At 69.1% G+C, this 20,728-nt stretch carries 21 protein-coding genes and 1 pseudogene; 2 read left to right on the plus strand and 20 right to left on the minus strand.

Features of this window, described 5'->3' with window-relative positions; genetic code table 11:
• From AC1D01_RS02095 to AC1D01_RS02150, 12 genes are all read right to left on the minus strand, one after another.
• Positions 1–711: acyl-CoA dehydrogenase family protein (locus AC1D01_RS02095; protein ID WP_477864445.1), on the minus strand; the 711-nt coding region annotated here is incomplete at its 3' end.
• A gap of 26 nt (positions 712–737) precedes the next feature.
• Complete coding sequence (locus tag AC1D01_RS02100; protein WP_477864446.1) at positions 738–1,403, minus strand: SDR family oxidoreductase; 666 nt, start codon at positions 1,401–1,403, stop codon at positions 738–740.
• Positions 1,404–1,410: 7 nt separating this feature from the next.
• On the minus strand, positions 1,411–2,613 hold the full coding sequence (locus AC1D01_RS02105) for an acetyl-CoA C-acyltransferase (protein WP_477864447.1): 1,203 nt from the start codon (positions 2,611–2,613) through the stop codon (positions 1,411–1,413).
• A gap of 26 nt (positions 2,614–2,639) precedes the next feature.
• Positions 2,640–3,818, minus strand: coding sequence for an 8-amino-7-oxononanoate synthase (bioF, locus tag AC1D01_RS02110; protein ID WP_477864448.1), 1,179 nt, complete (start codon positions 3,816–3,818; stop codon positions 2,640–2,642).
• Positions 3,815–4,486 (minus strand): dethiobiotin synthase, encoded by a 672-nt coding sequence (gene bioD, locus AC1D01_RS02115; RefSeq protein WP_477864449.1) that lies wholly within the window; start codon positions 4,484–4,486, stop codon positions 3,815–3,817. The genes bioF and bioD overlap by 4 nt, the downstream gene beginning before the upstream one ends.
• Complete coding sequence (gene bioA / locus AC1D01_RS02120) at positions 4,483–5,790, minus strand: adenosylmethionine--8-amino-7-oxononanoate transaminase (protein WP_477864450.1); 1,308 nt, start codon at positions 5,788–5,790, stop codon at positions 4,483–4,485. The genes bioD and bioA overlap by 4 nt, the downstream gene beginning before the upstream one ends.
• Positions 5,787–7,586 carry a bifunctional isocitrate dehydrogenase kinase/phosphatase gene (gene aceK / locus AC1D01_RS02125; RefSeq protein WP_477864451.1) on the minus strand — a complete coding sequence of 600 codons (1,800 nt, stop codon included), beginning with the start codon at positions 7,584–7,586 and terminating at the stop codon, positions 5,787–5,789. The genes bioA and aceK overlap by 4 nt, the downstream gene beginning before the upstream one ends.
• A 13-nt stretch (positions 7,587–7,599) precedes the next feature.
• Positions 7,600–8,274, minus strand: coding sequence for a carbonate dehydratase (gene can, locus AC1D01_RS02130; protein ID WP_477864452.1), 675 nt, complete (start codon positions 8,272–8,274; stop codon positions 7,600–7,602).
• A 60-nt stretch (positions 8,275–8,334) separates the two neighbouring features.
• A complete protein-coding gene (locus tag AC1D01_RS02135) occupies positions 8,335–9,021 on the minus strand; it encodes a Type 1 glutamine amidotransferase-like domain-containing protein (RefSeq protein WP_477864453.1) in 687 nt (228 codons plus the stop codon).
• Between the two features lie 34 nt (positions 9,022–9,055).
• Positions 9,056–10,213 (minus strand): ABC transporter substrate-binding protein, encoded by a 1,158-nt coding sequence (locus AC1D01_RS02140; RefSeq protein ID WP_477864454.1) that lies wholly within the window; start codon positions 10,211–10,213, stop codon positions 9,056–9,058.
• A gap of 211 nt (positions 10,214–10,424) precedes the next feature.
• Entirely contained in the window at positions 10,425–11,603 is a 1,179-nt protein-coding gene (locus tag AC1D01_RS02145; RefSeq protein WP_477864455.1) for an isovaleryl-CoA dehydrogenase, read from the minus strand.
• A 34-nt stretch (positions 11,604–11,637) separates the two neighbouring features.
• On the minus strand, positions 11,638–12,057 hold the full coding sequence (locus AC1D01_RS02150; protein WP_477864456.1) for a MerR family transcriptional regulator: 420 nt from the start codon (positions 12,055–12,057) through the stop codon (positions 11,638–11,640).
• A gap of 70 nt (positions 12,058–12,127) precedes the next feature.
• Here AC1D01_RS02150 and AC1D01_RS02155 point away from each other — a divergent pair, with 70 nt between their 5' ends.
• Positions 12,128–13,183 carry an MBL fold metallo-hydrolase gene (locus tag AC1D01_RS02155; RefSeq protein WP_477864464.1) on the plus strand — a complete coding sequence of 352 codons (1,056 nt, stop codon included), beginning with the start codon at positions 12,128–12,130 and terminating at the stop codon, positions 13,181–13,183.
• Positions 13,184–13,316: 133 nt separating this feature from the next.
• Here AC1D01_RS02155 and AC1D01_RS02160 read toward each other — a convergent pair whose 3' ends face one another.
• The 5 genes from AC1D01_RS02160 to AC1D01_RS02180 are packed head-to-tail and all read right to left on the minus strand — an operon-like array spanning position 13,317 to position 18,127.
• Positions 13,317–14,009 (minus strand): GntR family transcriptional regulator, encoded by a 693-nt coding sequence (locus AC1D01_RS02160; protein ID WP_477864457.1) that lies wholly within the window; start codon positions 14,007–14,009, stop codon positions 13,317–13,319.
• Between the two features lie 2 nt (positions 14,010–14,011).
• On the minus strand, positions 14,012–14,887 hold the full coding sequence (locus tag AC1D01_RS02165) for an ABC transporter permease (RefSeq protein ID WP_047506816.1): 876 nt from the start codon (positions 14,885–14,887) through the stop codon (positions 14,012–14,014).
• Positions 14,887–15,798, minus strand: coding sequence for an ABC transporter permease (locus AC1D01_RS02170; RefSeq protein WP_477864458.1), 912 nt, complete (start codon positions 15,796–15,798; stop codon positions 14,887–14,889). Before AC1D01_RS02170 ends, AC1D01_RS02165 begins: the two co-directional genes overlap by 1 nt.
• Before the next feature lies 1 nt (position 15,799).
• A complete protein-coding gene (locus tag AC1D01_RS02175) occupies positions 15,800–17,083 on the minus strand; it encodes an ABC transporter substrate-binding protein (RefSeq protein WP_477864459.1) in 1,284 nt (427 codons plus the stop codon).
• A 51-nt stretch (positions 17,084–17,134) separates the two neighbouring features.
• Positions 17,135–18,127, minus strand: a complete 993-nt coding sequence (locus tag AC1D01_RS02180; protein WP_477864460.1) for an ABC transporter ATP-binding protein — start codon at positions 18,125–18,127, stop codon at positions 17,135–17,137.
• A gap of 239 nt (positions 18,128–18,366) precedes the next feature.
• Here AC1D01_RS02180 and AC1D01_RS02185 point away from each other — a divergent pair, with 239 nt between their 5' ends.
• Positions 18,367–19,098, plus strand: coding sequence for an aspartate/glutamate racemase family protein (locus AC1D01_RS02185; protein ID WP_477864461.1), 732 nt, complete (start codon positions 18,367–18,369; stop codon positions 19,096–19,098).
• A gap of 52 nt (positions 19,099–19,150) precedes the next feature.
• On the opposite strand, the gene AC1D01_RS02190 is transcribed toward AC1D01_RS02185, so the two are convergent.
• The 3 genes and pseudogenes from AC1D01_RS02190 to AC1D01_RS02200 form a co-directional block, all read right to left on the minus strand.
• Positions 19,151–19,654, minus strand: coding sequence for a nucleoside deaminase (locus AC1D01_RS02190; protein WP_477864462.1), 504 nt, complete (start codon positions 19,652–19,654; stop codon positions 19,151–19,153).
• Positions 19,651–20,415, minus strand: a complete 765-nt coding sequence (locus tag AC1D01_RS02195) for an ABC transporter permease (protein ID WP_477864463.1) — start codon at positions 20,413–20,415, stop codon at positions 19,651–19,653. The genes AC1D01_RS02190 and AC1D01_RS02195 overlap by 4 nt, the downstream gene beginning before the upstream one ends.
• Positions 20,412–20,728: pseudogene (locus AC1D01_RS02200) on the minus strand (ABC transporter ATP-binding protein); the annotation flags it as partial. The pseudogene AC1D01_RS02200 and the gene AC1D01_RS02195, both read right to left, overlap by 4 nt.

Consider the following 20,728-nt stretch of genomic DNA (forward strand, 5'->3'; position numbering starts at 1 on the left):
CTCCAGCCCCGACAGCGCGATCTTCAGCCCCTGCCCTTCCTCGCCCAGCCGGTTCGCCGCCGGGATGCGGCAGTTCTCGAACAGGATCTGCGCGGTGTCGCTCGCGTGCTGGCCCATCTTGTCCTCCAGCCGCGCCACCACGTAGCCCGGCGTCGAGGTCGGCACGATGAACGCGCTGATGCCCTTCTTGCCGGCCGCCTTGTCGGTGACCGCCATCACGATCGCCACGTCGCCGTGCTGGCCGCTGGTGATGAACTGCTTGACGCCATTGAGCACGTAGTGCTCGCCGTCGCGCACCGCGCTCGTCTTCAGCCCGTCGGCCTGCGAGCCGACGTGCGGCTCGGTCAGGCAGAACGCACCGAGCATCTCGCCGCGCGCCAGCGGCTTCAGCCACAGCGCCTTCTGCGCCTCGTCGCCCCAGGCCATCAGGATCGAGCACACCGGGCAGTTGTTGACGCTGACGATGGTCGACGTGGCGCCGTCGCCGGCCGCGATCTCCTCGAGGATCAGCGACAGGCTCAGGTAGTCGAGCCCGGCGCCGTCCCACTCGGTGGGCACCGCCACGCCGTAGCAGCCGAGCTCGGCCAGGCCACGCAGCTCGTCCTTCGGGAAATGGTGCTCCTTGTCCCAGCGGGCGGCCTGCGGGGCGATGCGGTCCTGCACGTAGGCGCGCACGGCGTCCTGCACCGCGCGGTGGTCTTCGGTCAGCATGGGGTGTCTCCTCGTTCTTGTCAGTGTCACCAGGCCAGCGGCTGGTGGTCGTGGTTCAGGAAGCTGCCGTTCTCCGACGGCTGCAGCGCGGCCAGCGTGCGCCGCATGTCGGCCACGCTCTGCTCGACGCTGATGTCGGCCGACGAACCGCCCATGTCGGTGCGCACCCAGCCCGGGTGGAAGGCGACGCAGGTCGCGCGGCCGGCGAGCGTGAACGACATGTCCTTCAGCACCGAATTGAGCGCCGCCTTCGACGCGCGGTACAGCCAGCTGCTGCCCGAGCTGCGCAGCCCGATCGAGCCCATGCGCGACGACAGCACCGCGAGCTTCGCGCCGGGCGCGAGCGATTCCATCACCTGCGGCAGGATGCGCATCGCACCGAGCACGTTGGTGTGCATCACCGCATCGAAGTCGTCCGCGCTCGGCGTCTGCGGCGCCGCCAGCTGCGGCCCGAGCACGCCGGCATTGACGACGACGACATCGAAGGCCTGCCCGTCGATGCGCCAGGCCAGGCCCGAGGCGCTCGCGGTGTCGGTCACGTCGAGCGCGAAGGCCTCGGCGCCGAGCTGCTGCAGGCGCGCAATGCCGGCATCGTCGCGCGCAGTGGCGGTGACGCGTGCGCCGGCCTCGCGGTACTGGCGGACGAATTCGAGGCCGATGCCGCGCGAGGCGCCGATGATGAGGATGTTCATCGGCGCGTCAGACCAGCTCCACCGCCATGGCCGTCGCCTCGCCGCCGCCGATGCACAGCGCCGCGACGCCGCGCTTCAGCCCGCGCTTGCGCAGCGCGCCCAGCAGCGTGACGACGATGCGCGCGCCGCTCGCGCCGATCGGGTGGCCCAGTGCGCACGCGCCGCCGTGCACGTTGACGATCTCGTGCGGCAGCTTGAACTCGTGCATCGCYGCCATCGTCACCGCGGCGAAGGCTTCGTTGACCTCCCACAGGTCGACCTCCTTCGCGGCCCAGCCGGTCTTCTTCAGCACCTTCTCGATCGCGCCGATCGGCGCGGTCGTGAACCAGTTCGGCGCCTGCGCATGCACCGCATGCGCATGGATGCGGGCCAGCACCGTGCTGCCGAGCCGCTTCGCGGTGCTCTCGCGCATCAGCACCAGCGCCGCGGCGCCATCGGAGATGCTCGACGCATTCGCCGCGGTGATCGTGCCGTCTTTCTTGAACGCCGGCTTCAGCGTCGGGATCTTGTCGAGCTTGGCCTTGAACGGCTGCTCGTCGAACTTCACCACCGTGTCGCCGCCCTTGCCGGCCACCGTCACCGGCGCGATCTCCCAGTCGAAGCTGCCGTCTTCGTTGGCCTGCTTGCTGCGCTGCGTCGACGCGATCGCGAACGCATCCTGCGCCTCGCGGCTGAACTGGTACTTGGCCACGCACTCCTCGGCGAACACGCCCATCGCGCGGCCGCGGTCGTAGGCATCCTCCAGCCCGTCGATCGCCATGTGGTCGAACATCTGGGCCGCGCCGTAGCGCACGCCCTTGCGCGCGAACATCAGGTGCGGCGCATTCGTCATGCTCTCCATGCCGCCGGCCACCATCACGTCGACGCTCTCGGCCTTCAGCATGTCGTGCGCGAACATCATCGCGCGCATGCCCGAGCCGCACATCTTCGACAGCGTCACCGCGCCGGCCGACTGCGGCAGCCCGGCCCCGAGCGCCGCCTGGCGCGCCGGCGCCTGGCCCTGGCCGGCCATCAGGCAGTTGCCCATCAGCACCTCGTTGACGGCGTCGCCGGTGATGCCSGCGCGCTCGACGGCCGCCTTGATCGCGATGGCGCCCAGCTGATGGCCGGCCAGCGCGCTGAAATCACCCAGCAGGCCGCCGATGGGTGTGCGGGCAGCGGACACGATGACGATGGGGTCGGTGTCGTGTGCGGTCGTGTGTGCGGTCATGGGGGTCTCCTTCAGGGGGTGAAAGCTCAGGTTGTTGTACGCCTCGCGGCGATCTCGTGCAATGCATCCAGCAGCCGGTCGACCTCGGCCTCGGTGTGCGCCGCCGACAAGGTGATGCGCAGCCGCGCGCTGCCCGCCGGCACCGTCGGCGGCCGGATCGCCGGCACCCACAGGCCGCGCTCGCGCAGGCCCGCGGCCATCGCCAGCGCCTCGGCATTGCCGCCGAGGATCAGCGGCTGCACCGGCGTCGGCGACGGCGGGTTCGGCCACGGCAGCGCTGCGAGCCCGGCGCGCAGCCGCTTCACCAGCGCCAGCACGTGGGCCCGCCGCTGCGGCTCGCGCTGCATCACGCGCAGGCTCTCGCGCAGCACCTCGGCCTGCATCGCCGGCATCGCGGTCGCGAAGGTGTAGCTGCGGGTGCGCTGCAGCAGCCAGTCGACCAGCGTCGCGTCGCCGGCGACGAACGCGCCGGCCCCACCGGCCGCCTTGCCGAGCGTCGCCATGTAGACGAGGCGCTTCGAGCGCAGCCCGAAATGCGCCGCCGTGCCGCGCCCGTCCGGCCCGAGCACGCCGAAGCCGTGCGCRTCGTCGACCAGCAGCCACGCGTTGTGGCGCTCGCACAGCGACAGCAGCCCGGGCAGCGGCGCGAGGTCGCCGTCCATGCTGAACACCGCATCGGTGACCACCAGCTTGCGCTCGGCCGTCGATGCGGCGAGCCGGCTGGCCAGGCCCTCCAGGTCGCCATGCGGATACACGCCGATCTGCGCGCCCGACAACCGCGAACCGTCGATCAGGCAGGCATGGTTCAGCGCATCGCAGAACAGCGCATCGCCACGCCCCACCAGCGCCGGCAGCAGCCCGACATTGGCCGCGAAGCCGGCATAGAAGCTGAGCGCCGCCTGCTGGCCGACGAACGCGGCCAGCTCGCGCTCCAGTGCGTCATGCGCCTCGGTGTGGCCACAGACCAGCGGCGACGCGGTCGCGCCGACACCCCACTGCTGCGCTGCGCGCTGCGCCGCGGCGATCAGGTCCGGGTGCTGCGCCAGGCCCAGGTAGTCGTTGCTGCAGAACGCGAGCAGCGATTCGCCGTCGACCACCATGCGCGGGCCGTCCACCTGCTGCACCACGCGGCGGCGCCGGCGCAGGCTGGCGCCGTCCAGCGCGTCGAGCTCCGTGGCCATCTCGGCGAGGTCGAAGGCGTTCATCGCGCGGTCCAGTGGCGCAGCATGTCCTGCGCGCTCGCGTGCGGCTGGTGCGGCAGCTCGGCCCACAGCGGGGCGTCGATGCGCTCGCGCAGCGTCGCGATGTTCTCGTCGACCGCGAGCATCGCCGGGTCGACGCGGTTCGCGACCCAGCCGGCCAGGCGCAGCCCGCGCGCGCGGATCGCCTCCTGCGTCAGCAAGGCGTGGTTCAGGCAGCCGAGCCGCAGGCCGACCACCAGCAGCACCGGCAGGTCGAGCGCCTGCGCGAGGTCGGCACCGGTCTGCGTGTCGTTCAACGGCACCAGGAAGCCGCCGGCGCCTTCGACGACGACCGCGTCGGCCAACGCGGCCAGGTCGCGGTAGCGCCGGCCGAGCTCGCAGATGTCGATCTGCACGCCGGCCGCGCGCGCGGCCAGGTGGGGCGACAACGGCAGCGGCAGGCAGTACGGGTTGTCCAGCTCGCGCGGCACCGCGACGGTGGCGGCGGCGCGCAGCGCGAGCACGTCTTCGTTGTCGTCGCCGTGCGGCGTCGCGATCGTGCCGGCGGCCACCGGCTTCATGCCGACCACGCGCTTGTGGCGGCGCCGCAGGTCGAGCATCAAGGTGCTCGCGACCAGGGTCTTGCCGACGCCGGTGTCGGTGCCGGTGACGAAATAGCCTTCGACGCTCATGACAAGCTCTCCTGCAATGCGGCGAGCGCACCGGCCGCGAGCTGTGCGCAGGCCGCCGCATCGATCACGTACGGCGGCATGAAGTACAGCGTGCTGCCGATCGGCCGCAGCATCAGCCCGTGCCGCAGCGCAGCCGCGTGGTAGCGGCGCGCGAACAGCGGATCCGCGCTGTCGATGTCGAACGCCCACACCATGCCGAGCCGGCGGCTGCGCAGCACCGCCGGGTGCGCTCGCAGCGGCTCGCACAGCGCGTCGAGCGCGGCGGCCGTTGCCGCGTTGTGCGCCATCCAGTCGCGCTGGCCGAAGATCTCCAGCGTCGCGAGCGCGGCGCGGCAGGCCAGCGGGTTGCCGGTGTACGAATGCGAATGCAGGAAGCCGCGCGCCGTGCTGTCGTCGTAGAACGAGGCGAACACCTCGTCGGTGGCCAGCACCGTCGACAACGCCATCGTGCCGCCCGTCAGCCCCTTCGACAGGCACAGCAGGTCCGGCCGGATGCCGGCCTGCTGGTGCGCGAACAGGCTGCCGGTGCGGCCGAAGCCGACTGCGATCTCGTCGCACACCAGGTGCACCTCGTAGCGGTCGCACAGCGCGCGCAGCTCGCGCAGGTAGGCCGGGTCGTGCATCGCCATGCCGGCGGCGCACTGGATCAGCGGCTCGACGATCACCGCGGCGATCTCGTCGTGCCGCGATTCCAGCACCGCCTGCAGCGCCTGCGCGCAGCGGCGCGCCACGTCGGCCGGCGTCTCGCCCGGCTCGGCGCCGCGCGCATCGGGGCTCGGCACCGTCGCGCTCAGGCGCACCAGCGGGCCGTAGGCATCGCGGAACAACGCGATGTCGGTCACCGACAGCGCGCCCACCGTCTCGCCGTGGTAGCCGCCCTCGATACCGATGAATTTGTTCTTGCCGGGCCGGCCGCGGTTGCGCCAGTGGTGGGCGCTCATCTTCAGCGCGATCTCGGTGGCGGCCGCGCCGTCGCTGGCGTAGAACGCATGGCCCAGGCCGGTGAGTCCGGCCAGCCGCTCCGACAACGCCACCACCGGCTCGTGCGTGCAGCCGGCCAGCATCACGTGGCACAGCGTGTCGAGCTGCGCATGCAGCGCCGCGCGCAGGTGCGGGTGCCCGTGGCCGAACAGGTTGACCCACCACGAGCTGATGCCGTCGAGGTAGCGCCGGCCCGCCGTGTCGACCAGCCACACGCCGTCGGCGCCGGCCACTTCGAGCAGCGGCTGCGTCTCGTGCTGCTTCATCTGGCTGCAGGGGTGCCACACCGCGGCACGGCTGCGTTCGTTCAATGTCGTCGTCATGTCGATGTCGTCACGTCGGAGCCCAGCTGCGCCGCGCGCAGCCGTCGTTGGTTCTTGAAGCGCCGCGCCGGGTCGTACGGAAACACGTCGTGCACGTGCCCGGCCTGGATGCGCTCCTTGCGACGCTGCCAGAAATCGGCGTCCAGCAGGTCGGCATGGTGTTTCATGAACACCTCGCGCACGCCCGGGTGGCCGAGCAGGAATGGCCCGAAGGTCTCGGGGAACACATCGCGCGGCCCGACGCGGTACCAGACCTCGGCGGAGAGCTCCTCCTCTTCGGTGCGCGGTGCCGGCACGCGGCGGAAGTTGCAGTCGCTCAGGTACTCGATCTCGTCGTAGTCGTAGAACACCACCTTGCCGTTGCGCGTGACGCCGAAGTTCTTCCACAGCATGTCGCCGGGAAAGATGTTCGCGGCGACCAGGTCCTTGATCGCGTTGCCGTACTCGATGACCGCGTGCTCCACCTGCTCGGGCGTCGCCTCCTGCAGGTAGATGTTGAGCGGCACCATGCGGCGCTCGATGTAGACGTGGCGGATCACCAGGTCGTCGCCATCCTCCTCGAGCAGGCTGCCGCAGAAGTGCTTCAGCTCGGCCACCAGCTCGTCGTCGAAGCGCACCCGTGGGAAGGCGACGTTGCTGTACTCCAGCGTGTCGGCCATGCGCCCGACGCGGTCGTGCTGCTTCACGAGCAGGTACTTGCTCTTGATCAGCTCGCGCGTCGTCTCCTTCTGCGGCGGGTAGAAATCCTTGATCACCTTGAACACGTACGGGAACGACGGCAGGTCGAACACCAGCATCACCATGCCCTTGATGCCGGGCGCGATGCGGAAGGTGTCGCTGCTGTGGCGCAGGTGCGCGAGCAGGTCGCGGTAGAAGATGTTCTTGCCCTGCTTCTGCAGCCCGAGCGCGCTGTACAGCTCCGAGCGCGGCTTGCGCGGCATCAGCGTGCGCAGGAACTGCACGCAGGCCGACGGGATCTCCATGTCGACCAGGAAGTACGCGCGCGCGAAGCTGAACAGCATCAGCAGGTCGTCCTCGCTGAGCAGCACGGTGTCGATCGTGAGCCCGTGGCCGCCGGCGCTGTGCAGGATCGGCAGCGCGAACGGCGTCTCCTTGTAGCCGTTGATCACCTTGCCCACCACGTAGGCGCCCTTGTTGCGGAAGAACAGCGAGCTCAGCACCTGGATCTGGAAGTTCGCGCGCGGCCGGAAATCGCCCATCTGCGCGGTGACGGCGGCCAGCACGTGGTCGATGTCGCGCTCCAGGTCCTCGAACTCGCAGGCCAGCTGGAAGTTGTGCACCACGCGCAGCCAGGTCTCGCGCAGCGTCTCGCGCGTCGGGTAGTAGGCGCGGTAGGTCGGCTGCGACGCCGGCTCGTCGTTCTCGATGTACTCGGTCGACACCGCCGGGCGCACGAAGATGAAGTCGTTGTTGAAGTAGCTGCGGTGCAGGATCTTCGTCGTCACCGAGTTGAAGAAGGTCTCGGCGAGCTCGGGCTGGTGGTGGTTGGTCAGCAGGCCGATGTAGTGCAGCTTGGCCTCCTGCCAGGCCTCGGACGTGAGGCTGGCGGCATCGAACTCGGTCTGCAGCCGCTCGACGGCCTCATCGACGCGCACGTCGTAGAACTCGATGCGCTCGCGCTGCGCGCGCTGCTGGCCGTGCCAGTCGGCCGTCTCGAAGCGCTGCTTGGCCCCGGCGCTGGCGGCGCGGAACAAGCGGTAGTGCCGGTTGAAGCCGTCGAGCATCGCCTGTGCGATGCCGAACGCGCGCGCGTCGGTGAGGGCCTGCGGGAACATGCGCCGCCGCGGTTCAGCCGACCGCCCCCATCGACGCATAGCGCGACTGCAGCCCCGCCAGCGCATCGTCGTACGCCGTGCCGACCTGCTCCGGGCCGGCGATGGTGATCTTCATGTCCTGCAGCAGGCCGTTGTACAGGCCGTAGAACCAGCCGTGGATGACCAGTTCCTGGCCGCGCCGCCACGCCTCTTCGACCACCGTGGTGTGGCAGACGTTGCGCGCCTGCTCGATCACGTTCAGCTCGCACAGCGCATCGACGCGGCGCGCTTCCTGCACGGTGTCGAGCCAGGCCTGGTGCTTGTTGCGCACGTCCTTGACGTGGCTGATCCAGTTGTCGGCGAGGCCCACGCGCCGGTCGTGCAGCGCCGCCGCGACACCCCCGCAGCCGGAATGGCCGACCACGATGATGTGCTTGACCTTCAGCATGTCGGTCGCGAACTGGATCACCGACAAGGCGTTCAGGTCGGAGTGCACCACCACGTTGGCGACGTTGCGGTGCACGAACAGCTCGCCCGGCGCCAGGTCGACCAGCTCGTTGGCCGGCACGCGGCTGTCGGCGCAGCCGATCCACAGGTACTGCGGCGCCTGCTGCTTCAGCAGCCCGGTGAAGAAGCCCGGCGAGCGTGCTTCGGTGCGCTGCGCCCACAGGCGGTTGCTGGCGAGAAGTTCTTGCAGGTCGGTGGTCATGATGTTGCAGTGCAGCGAAGACGCGGCAGTGTAAGCAGTTGCGGATTCGCTCTCACCCTCTCAGGCCAGCAGCCGGGTGATGAKGGGCGCCGGCTCGCCGTCGGTCCAGCGGTGGGCGCGCTTGCCCTCGACCGAGGTGACGGCTTCGACGAGCCGGCCTTGCGCATCCAGGCGCACCGCGGCGCTGTCGTCGCAGGCGAGGCAGTCGCCGGCGTGGTCGCGCGCCACCTGCTCGACCAGCGGCCGGCGCCACGCCTCGCCGTCGTAGTGCGGGCAGAAGGTGCCGGCCGCGAAGCCGAGGCCCTGCTGCACGCCGCCGCCGGGCACGCTGTCGGTGACGTAGCGGTCGAACCAGCAGTTCGCGCCGGCACTGATGCCGGCCAGCACGCCGCCGGCGTCGAGCAGGTCGGCGAAGGCCGCCGCCAGGTCGTAGAGCTGCCACACCGCGAGCATCGCCGGCGTGTTGCCGCCGCCGACGTAGACGACGTCGCTCGCGAGCACCTCGGCGCGCAGGTCGAGCCCGCGGTCGAACTGGAACAGCGGCAGGTGGCGGGCCTCGCAGTCGAGCTTCGCGAAGGCCTTGTAGAAGCGCAGCAGGTAGTCGGGGCTGTCGCCGCTGGCGGTGCCGATGAAGCTCACGCGCGGGCGGGGCCGGCGGGCAAGCGAGAGGATGTAGCGGTCGAGGCGGGGGTTCTCAGGCTCCATCGAGAAGCCGCCCCCGCCCAACGCGACGATGTGCCCTGTCATGCCCACGCTCCCGCGGGGCATGCAGGCCCCGTCGTCAGTTGAGGATCTTGCCGTTCGCGCCGAACATCGCGAAGTTCACGTAGTGCGAACCCGGCTTGTCGTTGACGCTGAAGTCGAGCGTGTAGCCGCCGACGTCGATCGCGCTGGCGGCATTCAGCGCCGCGGTGACGCCGGCCGGCGTCAGCGAGGTCGTGGTCTCCAGCACCTTGACCAGCGCCTTCGCGGCGATGAAGCCCTCGATCGAGCGGGCCGACAGGTCCGGATTGTTCGAGGCGGCCTTCAGCTGCATGTACTCGCGCACCACCGCCAGGCTGCTCTGCTGCGGCAGCGGCAGCACCACCGAGAACGCGTAGCCGCGCGCACGCTCCGGGCCGAGCGCCTTCAGCAGCGCATCGGTGTCGATGATCGACATGCCGTACAGGATGCCCTGGCCGCCCTTGGCGGCGTACTGCTTGACGAACTCGATGCCGGCCGCGGTGGTCGCGCCGAGGAACACCACCTGCACCTTCGAATCGATGATGTCGGCGACCGACTTCTCGACCTGCACCGTGTTGCGCGGGTAGCCGCTCGTCACCGCCAGCTCGATGCCGTGCTTCAGCGCCGCCGCCTGCGCGCCGGTCAGCACGTCCTTGCCCAGGCCGTCGTCCTGGTAGACCAGGCCCACGCGCTTCACGCCGACATGCGACAGCTGGTCGAACAGGCGACCCACCTCGTCGTGGTAGCTCGCCTTCACGATGTGCATGCCCGGCGCCTTGACGACCGAGGCCRCACCCGACACCGCCCCCACCAGCGAGGTCTTGGTCTGCGTGTAGACGCCGTCCTTGGCCAGCGCCTCGAGGTTGGCGGTGCCCACCGTGCTGATCATCGCGACCGGCGCTTCGGCGGCGATCAGTTCGCGCGTCAGGCGCACGCTGTCGTCGGGCTTCTGCGCGTCGTCGCGCGTCACCAGCTTGATCGGCCGGCCACGCACGCCGCCCTTCAGGTTCACCGCGTCGAAGTACAGCTTCGCGCCGGCGTTCATCGCCTTGCCGGTCACGGCCTGCGGGCCGGTGAACGGTGCGACCTGGCCGATCACGATCGGCTCGGCGGCCAGCGCCGCGAACGGGGCAGCCAGCGTGGCGGCCAGCAGGCCGGTAACGGCCAGCGCGTGCAGACGGAAGCGCTGCACAGCGGAAGTCGGTTTGGTAGACATCAGATGTTCCGGTATGGCGCGAACGGCGCCGTATGGACAGCATCTTAGAAAGCCGGACCGGGATATCCCTACTCATTTCGCGATTCAATTGCAAGCCGATGTGAACTGGTGCGCGAAGTTTTTTCTTGCCTTTTCGGCGGCGCGCGATATTCGCCCGAACCTGTCAAACAGCCGTCAGGAAACGGGCTCGAATCGGCGCGCCGCAGCATATTCACATCGTTTCGGCGAACAGCTCGCGGCCGATCAGCATGCGACGGATCTCCGAGGTGCCCGCGCCGATTTCGTAGAGCTTCGCGTCACGCCAGAGACGACCGAGCGGGTACTCGTTGATGTAGCCGTTGCCGCCGAAGACCTGGATGCCTTCGCCGGCCATCCAGGTGGCCTTCTCGGCGCACCACAGGATCACGCTCGCGCAATCCTTGCGCACCTGGCGCACGTGCTCGACGCCGAGCGAATCGAGGTTCTTGCCGACCGTGTAGCAGAAGGCACGCGCCGCCTGCAGCACGGTGTACATGTCGGCGACCTTGCCCTGGATCAGCTGGAACTCGCCGATGCTCTGGCCGAACTGCTTGCGGTCGTGGATGTACGGCACCACGTTGTCCATCACCGACTGCATGATGCCGATCGGCCCGGCCGCCAGCACCGCGCGCTCGTAGTCGAGCCCGCTCATCAGCACCTTGGCGCCGCCGTTCAGGCTGCCCAGCACGTTGGCGGCCGGCACCTCGACGTTCTGGAACACCATCTCGCCGGTGTGCGAGCCGCGCATGCCGAGCTTGTCGAGCTTCTGCGCGGTGCTGAAACCCTTCATGCCCTTCTCGACGATGAAGGCGGTGACGCCGCGGGCCCCGAGTTCGGGTTCGGTCTTCGCGTAGACCACCATCGTGTCGGCATCGGGGCCGTTGGTGATCCACATCTTGGTGCCGTTCAGCAGGTAGTGGCCGCCCTTGTCTTCCGCCTTCAGCTTCATGCTGATCACGTCGGAGCCGGCGCCCGGCTCGCTCATCGCGAGCGCACCCACATGCTCGCCGCTGATCAGCTTCGGCAGGTACTTGCGCTTCTGCGCCTCGCTGCCGTTGCGCTTGATCTGGTTCACGCACAGGTTGCTGTGCGCGCCGTAGCTCAGGCCGACGCTGGCCGACGCGCGGCTGATCTCCTCCATCGCGATCATGTGGGCGAGGTAGCCCATGTCGGCGCCGCCGTATTCCTCGCTGACGGTGACGCCGAGCACGCCGAGCTCGCCCATCTTGCGCCACAGGTCCATCGGGAACTGGTCGCTGCGGTCGATCTCGGCGGCGCGCGGGGCGATCTCGGCCTCGGCGAAGGCGCGCACGCTGTCGCGCAGCGCGTCGATGTCTTCGCCGAGCTGGAAGTCGAGTCCGGGCAGGTTCATGGGGTGTCTCCGTCAGTTTCTGGGATGGATCGTGTCAGGGCGAATTCAGCAGCCGCTTCGCCTCTTTCTCGTGCGTGCGCACCTCGTCGAGCGTGACGTGCAGGTCGGCCATCTGCTGCTCCAGCTGCTGGCGGTGCAGGCCCAGCACCGTGAGGAACTTCTTCAGCTGCGCCTGCGTGTCGCGCGGCGACTCGTACATGTCGACCAGCTCCTTCACCTCGGACAGCGTCAGCCCGAGCCGCTTGCCGCGCAGCGTCAGCTTCAGCCGGGTGCGGTCGCGCGCGGTGTAGATGCGGTTGCGCCCGGCACGCTGCGGCGACAGCAGCCCGCAGTCCTCGTAGAAGCGGATCGCCCGCGTCGTCAGGTCGAATTCGCGGGCGAGTTCGCTGATCGTGTAGGTGATTCCCGGGGTGGACGAGGTGGCGGACACCTCGGCGACAGCAGCGTGCGGCATGAAAACCTAGAATCGGCTGATTGACGTATACGTAAAGTGTAGCCGCCCCATGACATCACCGACCAAGCCGATGAACGAGCTCGAGCGACAGCTGCAGTACCCGCTGGGCGAGAACCTGCCCGACACCGGCCGGACGCTGGAGGTGGCGCCCGGCGTGCGGTGGCTGCGCATGCAGCTGCCCTTTGCGCTCGACCACATCAACCTCTGGCTGCTGCGCGACGAGATCGACGGCCGCGCCGGCTGGACGATCGTCGACTGCGGCATCACCAACGATGCGACGAAGGCGGCCTGGGAGCAGGTGTTCGAGGACGAGCTGCAGGGCCTGCCGGTGCTGCGGGTGATCGTGACGCACATGCACCCCGACCACATGGGGCTGGCGCACTGGCTGACCGAGCGCTGGAACGTGCGGCTGTGGATCAGCGCGACCGACTACAACGCGGCGCGGCTGGCCAGCACCTCCACCACCGGCTTCGGCGGCGAGGCGGCGGCGAAGTTCATGGCCAGCCACGGGCTGACCGACCCGGAGGCGGTGGCGAAGATCAAGGCGCGCAGCAACTACTACGCGACGATGGTGCCGCAGGTGCCGGCCGCGTTCCGCCGGCTGCTCGACGGCATGGTGCTCGCGATCGGCGGGCACGGCTGGCAGTGCATCTCCGGCTACGGGCATGCGCCGGAGCACATGTCGCTGTACTGCGCCGAGCTCGGTGTGCTGATCTCGGGCGACATGCTGCTGCCGCGCATCTCGACCAACGTCAGCGTGATCGACCTGGAGCCCGAGGCCGATCCGCTGCCGCTGTACCTGGCGTCGATCCAGCGCTATGCGTCATTGCCGGCCGACACGCTGGTGCTGCCGTCGCACGGCCGGCCGTTCCGCGGCATGCACACGCGGATCCAGCAGCTGGTGACGCACCATGACGATCGCTTCGCCGACGTGATGCGCGCCTGCGCCACCGCGCCGCAAAGCGCGGCCGACCTGCTGACGGTGCTGTTCACGCGCAAGCTGGACCTGCACCAGACGACGTTCGCGATGGGCGAATCGATCGCGCACCTGCATGCGTTGTGGCTGGCGGGGAGGCTGGTGCGCTCGGTGGATGCTGACGGGGTGTATCGCTTCGCGTGCCGCTGAAACCCCGTTCGCCCTGAGCCTGTCGAAGGGTCGGACTGAGCTTGTCGAAGGCCATGCGCGCTTTAGAACCAACCCTTCGACGGACGGGCCCTCGACAGGCTCGGTCCCTGCTCAGGGCGAACGGATGGCTGGCCTACGAGCGATACCCTCGAAACACATCCCGCAACGCCGGCACCGCCTTCACCGCCGGCTGCGACAGCGAGCGCTCGATCTCGTTCAGGTGCCGCCGCATCTCGGTCGACGCCCCCGCACCGGCCCCCTTCGAAATCACCTGCAGCAGCTGCTGGTGGCTGTGCGCGACGCACATCGGCTCGCCGGGCGACTTGTAGAGCGCCATCAGCAGCGAGGTGGTCGGCAGCAGCTCCTCGAGCAGCCGCACGAAGATCGGGTTGCCGCTCATGCGCGCGAGCTTCAGGTGGAACTCGCCCGACAGCCGGATCGCCTCCTGCTTGTTCTGCGACTTCGTCGCCCGCGCCTCGGCCTCGACCAGCTGGCGCAGCTCGGCCAGTTGCTCCGCGCTGAGCTTGCCGGCGAGCCGCCGCGCCACCTCGCACTCCACCACGCGCCGCGCATCGAACACATGCTCGCCGTCGCGCCGCGTCGGCTCGGGCACCTGGGCACCGCGGTTCGGCCGCAGCACGATCACGCCGTCCTGCGCGAGCTTGTGCAGGGCCTGGCGCACCAGCGTGCGCGAGACCTCGAAGGTCTGCGCCAGCTCCTCCTCGCGCAGCCGCGAGCCGGGCGCGAGGCGGTGGTCGATCACCGCCGCATAGATCGCTTCATAGACCCGGTCGGCACCCCCGGTCGCCGCGGTCGCTTCGGCCATCGTCAGGCGCCGCGGCGCTTGCCGAGGAACTTCACCAGCGCCAGCGTGCAGCCCATCACCGCGAACGACACCACCGTCGTCACCGTGCCGAGCGCGTAGATGGCCGGCGTGGTGACGGTGCTGGTCAGCCCCTGCAGCTCCAGCGGCAGCGTGTTGACGTCGCCGATCGCCTGCGAGGTGCGCGCGATCTCGTCCCAGCTGAGCGTGAAGCCGAACATGCCGACCCCCACCAGGCTCGGCGCGATCAGCGGCAGCACCACGTGGCGGAAGCTCTGCCACGGCGTGGCGCCCAGGTCGGCGGCCGCCTCCTCGAAGGCCGGATTGAAGCGGTTGAATACGGCCAGCATGATCAGCAGCCCGAACGGCAGCGTCCACGTCATGTGCGCGCCGAGCGCCGAGGTGTACAGCCCCATCGCGGTGCCGTAGCCCTCGAGCAGCCCGCTCGCGCCGACACTCTCGAGCACGCCCTTGAACGCGGTGTCGATCAGCCGGAACTGCAGCCCGATGCCGAGCGAGACCACGATCGACGGCATGATCAGGCTCGCGACCGAGGTGTAGAACAGCACGCCCGAGCCGGCGAACTTCTTGCGGAACGCGAGGCCGGCGCCGAGCGACAGCAGCACCGTCAGCAGCATCACGACGCTGCCCAACGCCACCGAGCGCCGGAACGCGGCCGCGATGTCGACGACGCCCATGCCCTCCCACAGCTTCGCGAACCAGTGCAGCGAGGCACCGCGCATCGGGAACGTGAGCCCGCCTTCGGGCCCCTGGAAGCTCAGCACGAAGATCGTGATCATCGGGCCGTAGAGGAACAGCACGAAGGCGCCGAACACGGCGGCCAGGGCGTAGAAGCTGCGCGGGCGCTTGTCGGCGTGCATCAGAGCTGCTTCCGGATGTCGACGAGCCGGGTCAGGCCCCAGATCATCATCAGCACCACCGCCAGCAGGATCACCGCGTTGGCCGCGGCCATCGGGAACTGCAGGTACGAGGTCTGCACCTGGATGATCTTGCCGACCGAGGCGATCTGCTGGCCGCCCATCACGCCGATCGTCACGAAGTCGCCCATCACGATGGTGATGACGAAGATCGAGCCGATGATGATGCCGGTGCGGCTCAGCGGCACGACGACGTTCCACACCGTCTGCCAGCCGCTCGCGCCGCTGTCGCGTGCCGCCTCGATCAGCGCGCGGTCGATGCGCATCATCGAGTTGAAGATCGGCACGATCATGAACATCGTGTACAGGTGCACGAAGGCGAGCACCACCGAGAAATCGCTGAACAGCAGCCACTCGATCGGCGAATCGATCACGTTGATCGCCTGCAGCCCCTGGTTGATCAGCCCGTTGCGCCCGAGCAGCGGCACCCACGAGATCATGCGGATCACGTTGGAGGTCCAGAACGRCACGGTGCACAGGATGAACAGCAGCGTCTGCGCGCCGACCGAGCGCACGTGGAACGCGAGGAAATACGCCACCGCGAAGCCGATCAGCAGCGTGACGAGCCAGACGAGGAAGCAGAACTTCAGCGTCGACAGGTAGGTGCGGACCGTCGTCTCGTTGAAGACGTCGAGGTAGTTCTGCCAGGTGAAGGCCGGGATCAGCTCGTAGTCGGTGGCGCGCCAGAAGCTGACCGTCACCACCAGCAGCAGCGGCAGCACGAGGAACAGCAGGAACACCAGTGCGAATGGCGTCGCCTGCAGCCACGCAGAAACCCGTAGCCCGGATGCCAATCCGGGATGGTCGCGGGACGATGCATCCCGGATTGGCATCCGGGCTACGGGCGCACTCATGTCACGCTGCCACGAACTCGTTCCACTTCTGCACCATGTACGCGTTCTCGTCCATGATCGCGTTCCAGCAGGCGATGCCGCCCATGCGCGTCTCGTAGCTGCCGCCGTCGCGCACGCTGCCCGCCTTGGCCAGCAGGTCGCCGTTGGGCGACTTGATGTCCTGCGCCGCCGCCTTGCCTTCCATCCAGTAGGCCCATTCGTAGGCCTCCATCTTGGCCTTCGCGGTGTCCAGCACCGCGCTGTAGTAACCCTGGCGGTTCAGGTACGCGCCGGCCCAGCCGTCGAGGAACCAGTTGATGAATTCGTAGACCGCGTCGGCCTTCTTGCCGCTCACCGTCTTCGGCACGCCGAAGCCGGCGGCCCAGGCGCGGTAGCCTTCCTTCAGCGGCTGGAAGGTGCAGGCGATGCCCTTGGTGCGCACGGCCGTGACGGCCGGCGACCACATCGACTGGATCACGACCTCGCCCGAGGCCATCAGGTTCACGCTCTCGTTGAAATCCTTCCACAGCGCGCGGAACTGGCCGGCCTTCTTCGCCTCGATCAGCGTCTTGATCGTCAGGTCGATTTCCTTCTTCGTCATGTTCCCCTTGTCGGGGTACTTGTAGAGGCCCGCCGCCTCGACCACCATCGCCGCGTCCATGATGCCGATCGACGGAATGTTCAGGATCGCGGCCTTGCCCTTGAACTCGGGGTTCAGCAGTTCCTTCCAGCTCTCGATGGGACGCTTGATCAGGTCGGGCCGGATGCCCAGCGTGTCGGCGTTGTAGACGGTGGGGATCAGCGTCATGAACTGCGTCGGCTCCTTCGCGAAGTCCTTCGCGGTGGGGGACGCGACGTACATCACCTTCTTCGGCGCGGTGCCCTGGTCGCCGACCTTCTTGCCGCCGACCTCGCCCTTGGTGAACAGCGTCGTGATCTTGTCGGCGTTCTTGATGCGCTTGGTGTCGATGCCCAGCAGGTTGCCGGTCGGCAGGATCTTCTTCAGCGAGAAGTACTCGGTGTCGATCAGGTCGAACGAGTTCGGCGCGGTGACGGCGCGCTTGGTCACGTCGTCGGTGGTGACCGGGATGTACTGGATCTCGATGCCGGTGTCGGCCTTGAACTTGTCGGCGATGGCCTTGTCCTGGTTCACCGCGGTGCCCAGGTAGCGCAGCGTGATCTTCTCCTGCGCGTGCACGAACGGGAAGGCCAGCGTGCCGCCGGCGGCGGCCGCGCCCTTCAGCAGCGTGCGGCGGCCGAGCTTCGGCGTGGCCGATGTGGCGGATGGATCGGTGTGGTCGGTCATGGGGTGCTCCTCGGGGTGGTATGTGATGCGGACTCTCGGGGACGAAACTGATCAGGCCAGCGCGTGCGCCTCATGCGCGGCCCAACTCACGTAGACGGTGTCACCGGGCGCGAACGGCGCGGCGTCGAAGCTGGCGTCGGAGACGGTGGCCGTCCAGTGCGCGTCGGCCGCCTCGCCCTGCGGCGCCAGGCTCACCTGCACGTACGTGCCCTGGTACTCGACGGCGCGCACCGCGGCGGCGCGGCCTTCGGTGTCGGCATGGTGCTGCAGCCGCATGCGGTCGGAGCGCACCGCGATGCGGCCGGCCGGCGACGCGATCACGTTGTGCGCACCCATGAAACGCGCGACGAACTCGCTGCGCGGCGCGTTGAACACCTCGCGCGGCGAGCCGGTCTGCTCGATGCGGCCCTGGTTCATCACGACCACCTGGTCGGCCAGCGCCATCGCCTCTTCCTGCGAGTGCGTCACGTGCACGAAGGTGAAGCCGAGTTCCTGCTGCCAGCGCTTCAGCTCGGCGCGCATCTGCACGCGCAGGAACGGATCGAGCGCCGACAGCGGCTCGTCGAGCAGCAGCACGCGCGGCTCGGTCATCAGTGCGCGCGCCAGCGCCACGCGCTGCTGCTGGCCGCCGGAGAGCTCGCTCGGCAGGCGCGCGAGGTAGGGCGTCATCGCCACCAGCGCGAGCAGCTCGCGCGCCCGCGCATGGCGCTCGGCGGGCGGCTTGCCGCGCATCTTCCAGCTGAAGGCGACGTTGTCGAGCACGCTCAGGTGCGGGAACAGCGCGTAGCTCTGGAACATCATCGCGGTGCCGCGGTCGGCGGCGGCGCTGTAGGTGATGTACTTGCCGCCGAGCAGGATCTGCCCGTCGCTCGCGAGCTCGTGGCCGGCGATCATGCGCAGCGTCGAGGTCTTGCCGCAGCCCGAGGGCCCCAGCAGGCAGCAGTAGCTGCCGGAGGGAATCGTCAGGTCGATGCCGTCGACGGCGACGGTGTCGCCATAACGCTTGACCAGCGAGGTGAGCACCAGGGACGAGTCGGGCTTCATGCCGCCCCCTGTATGCAAAGCACATGCCAGTGGATTTCCTCCGGGGCAACCCGCAGGTGGCGGCTCATCCACGCGTTTGTGTACGAGCGAGTCGCACCAACTGTGAACTTCCGCATCGCCGATCGCCCGCCTTTGGGGCGGCGGCACGCCTTGGAACGGGCGCACGACTTGCTCAGCTGATGGCGACACCCGGGCTCGCTTTGTATACAAAGCAGCCCATCGCATCTGAGGAGCCGACGATGAAGATCCGCGTGATCAACCCCAACACCAGCGCGTCGATGACGGCCAAGATCGGCGAGGCCGCGCGTGCGGTGGCCGCGCCCGGCACCGTGATCGACGCGGTGCAGCCGAGCTTTGGTGCACCGTCGATCGAGGGGCACCATGACGACGTGTGGGCCGCTGCCGGCGTCGCCGAACAGGTGCGTGCAGGCGAGGCGCTGGGTGCCGATGCGCACGTCATCGCGTGCTTCGGCGACCCCGGCCTGCATGCCGCGCGCGAGCTGGCGCGCGGGCCGGTGATCGGCATCGCGGAGGCGGCGTTCCATTGCGCATCGCTCGTCGCCACCGGCTTCTCGGTCGTCACGACGCTCACCCGCACCTGCGTGATCGCCGAGCACCTGGTGCTGCAGTACGGCTTCGAGCGCCGTTGCCGCGGCATCCACGGCACCGACATCGCGGTGCTCGAACTCGACGACCCGGCGAGCGACGCCTATGCACGCATCCTCGCGAGCGCACGGCAGGCGCTGGAACGCGACCGCTCCGGCGCGATCGTGCTGGGCTGCGCCGGCATGGCCGACCTGTGCGCGCGGCTGCAGGCCGAGCTCGGCGTGCCGGTGGTCGACGGCGTCGCGGCCGCCGTCAAGCTGGCCGAGGGGCTGCTCGCGATCGGGCTCGGGACGAGCAAGCGCGGGGACTATGCGGCGCCGCTGCGCAAGGACTACGTGGGGTTGGCGGCGCCGTATTCGCCGTAGCCCGGATGCGAATCCGGGATTCGTGACTCACGATCCCGGGTTGTCACCCGGGCTACGGGCTCGCGGACCAGAACGTCCGATGCAGCTGGAGCAACTCCGCCTCCACCTCCCCGACCGGCCCCCACACCCGCACCGCTTTCTGCCCGCGCGCGAACACCTCGCGGCACGGCAGGTCCAGCGTCGGGTTGTCGGGGTGCGCGCCGGTGATCGCGAGCAGTGCCGCTTCCGACACGCCGTACACCAGCCGCCCGATGTGCGCCCAGTACTGCGTGCCGGCGCACATCGCGCATGGCTCCACCGTCGTGTACAGCGTGCAGTTCCACAGGAAGTCCGGCGCATGGTTCAGCGATGCATGCCGTGCGAGCGTGGCCTCGGCGTGGTGCACCGTGTCGATGTTGCCCTGCTCGGCCAGCACCGTCTCGTGGTCCGGCGCCACCAGCAACGCACCGAACGGATGGCGGCCCAGGCCCATCGCCCGCTTCGCGACCTCGTTCGCACGCCGCAGGTGCCGCAGCATCTGCTCGTGCGTCGGATCGGCGTTCGAGAAATCGCTCATGCCGCCCCCGCCCGGCGATGCGCCCAGCCCGTCGTGCGCCGCTCGACGATCGCGAACAGCTCGTACATCGCCATCGCCATCGCGCCCACCACCGCGAGCCCGGCGAACGCCAACCCCATCTGCATCGACGAGCCGGCCGAGATCAGCAAATAGCCGATGCCCTCGTTGGCGGCCGTCATCTCCGACACCGTCGTGCCGACGAAGGCGAGCGTGATCGCAACCTTCAGCGACGCATAGAAATACGGCATCGAGCGCGGCAGCCCGACCTTCAGCAGCACGTCGGTGCGCCGCGCGCCCAGCACGCGCAGCACGTCCTCCAGCTCCGGCTCCAGCGTCGCCAGGCCGGTCGCGATGTTGACCGTGATCGGGAAGAACGAGATCAGGAACGCCGTCAGCACCGCCGGCCCGACGCCGATGCCGAACCACACGACCAGGATCGGCACGAAGGCCGCCTTCGGCAGCGCGTTGAAGGCCGTCATCAGCGGGTACATCGCCGCATACGCGAGCCGCGAGCTGCCGACCAGGGCACCCAGCAGCACGCCGACCACGATCGCCAGGCCGAAGCCCAGCATCGTGACCCAGAAGGTGCGCCACGCATGCGCGGCGATCACCGCGCGGAACTCCCACAGCTGCTGCGCGATGTGCGACGGGCTCGGGAAGATGAAGTCGGAGATGCCGAAGCCGCGGCACGCCAGCTCCCACAGCAGCAGCACCGCGGCCAGCAGCAGCCACGGCGCGAGGCGCTCGCGCCGGGCCGTCACGACACCGCCTCCGGCGCGCGGCGGAGGCTGCCGATGTGCTCGCGCAGCTCGAGCACCACGTCGCTGAACTCGCGGGTGTAGGTGAGCGCGAGTTCGCGCGGGCGCTCGAAGCCGATCTCGCGGCGCACCTGCATGCGCCCCGGGCCGCGGCTCATCACGTGCACCGTGTCGGCGAGGAACGCCGCCTCGCGCAGGTCGTGCGTCACCAGGATCACGTTGAAGCGCTGCACCGCGTGCAGGTCGCGCAGCGTGCACCACAGCTCCTCGCGCGTGAACGCGTCGAGCGCGCCGAACGGCTCGTCGAGCAGCAGCA

It is taken from the genome of Rhizobacter sp. P3_B12 (assembly GCF_056402895.1).

Coding starts and splice junctions, on each gene's coding strand:
- AC1D01_RS02100 (WP_477864446.1), bottom strand. CDS start 1,403: ATGAACATCCTCATCATCGGCGCCTCGCGCGGCATCGGCCTCGAATTC.
- bioD (WP_477864449.1), bottom strand. CDS start 4,486: ATGAGCGTCGAAGGCTATTTCGTCACCGGCACCGACACCGGCGTCGGC.
- bioA (WP_477864450.1), bottom strand. CDS start 5,790: ATGACGACGACATTGAACGAACGCAGCCGTGCCGCGGTGTGGCACCCC.
- aceK (WP_477864451.1), bottom strand. CDS start 7,586: ATGTTCCCGCAGGCCCTCACCGACGCGCGCGCGTTCGGCATCGCACAG.
- can (WP_477864452.1), bottom strand. CDS start 8,274: ATGACCACCGACCTGCAAGAACTTCTCGCCAGCAACCGCCTGTGGGCG.
- AC1D01_RS02145 (WP_477864455.1), bottom strand. CDS start 11,603: ATGAACCTGCCCGGACTCGACTTCCAGCTCGGCGAAGACATCGACGCG.
- AC1D01_RS02150 (WP_477864456.1), bottom strand. CDS start 12,057: ATGCCGCACGCTGCTGTCGCCGAGGTGTCCGCCACCTCGTCCACCCCG.
- AC1D01_RS02155 (WP_477864464.1), top strand. CDS start 12,128: ATGAACGAGCTCGAGCGACAGCTGCAGTACCCGCTGGGCGAGAACCTG.
- AC1D01_RS02160 (WP_477864457.1), bottom strand. CDS start 14,009: ATGGCCGAAGCGACCGCGGCGACCGGGGGTGCCGACCGGGTCTATGAA.
- AC1D01_RS02165 (WP_047506816.1), bottom strand. CDS start 14,887: ATGCACGCCGACAAGCGCCCGCGCAGCTTCTACGCCCTGGCCGCCGTG.
- AC1D01_RS02175 (WP_477864459.1), bottom strand. CDS start 17,083: ATGACCGACCACACCGATCCATCCGCCACATCGGCCACGCCGAAGCTC.
- AC1D01_RS02180 (WP_477864460.1), bottom strand. CDS start 18,127: ATGAAGCCCGACTCGTCCCTGGTGCTCACCTCGCTGGTCAAGCGTTAT.
- AC1D01_RS02185 (WP_477864461.1), top strand. CDS start 18,367: ATGAAGATCCGCGTGATCAACCCCAACACCAGCGCGTCGATGACGGCC.
- AC1D01_RS02190 (WP_477864462.1), bottom strand. CDS start 19,654: ATGAGCGATTTCTCGAACGCCGATCCGACGCACGAGCAGATGCTGCGG.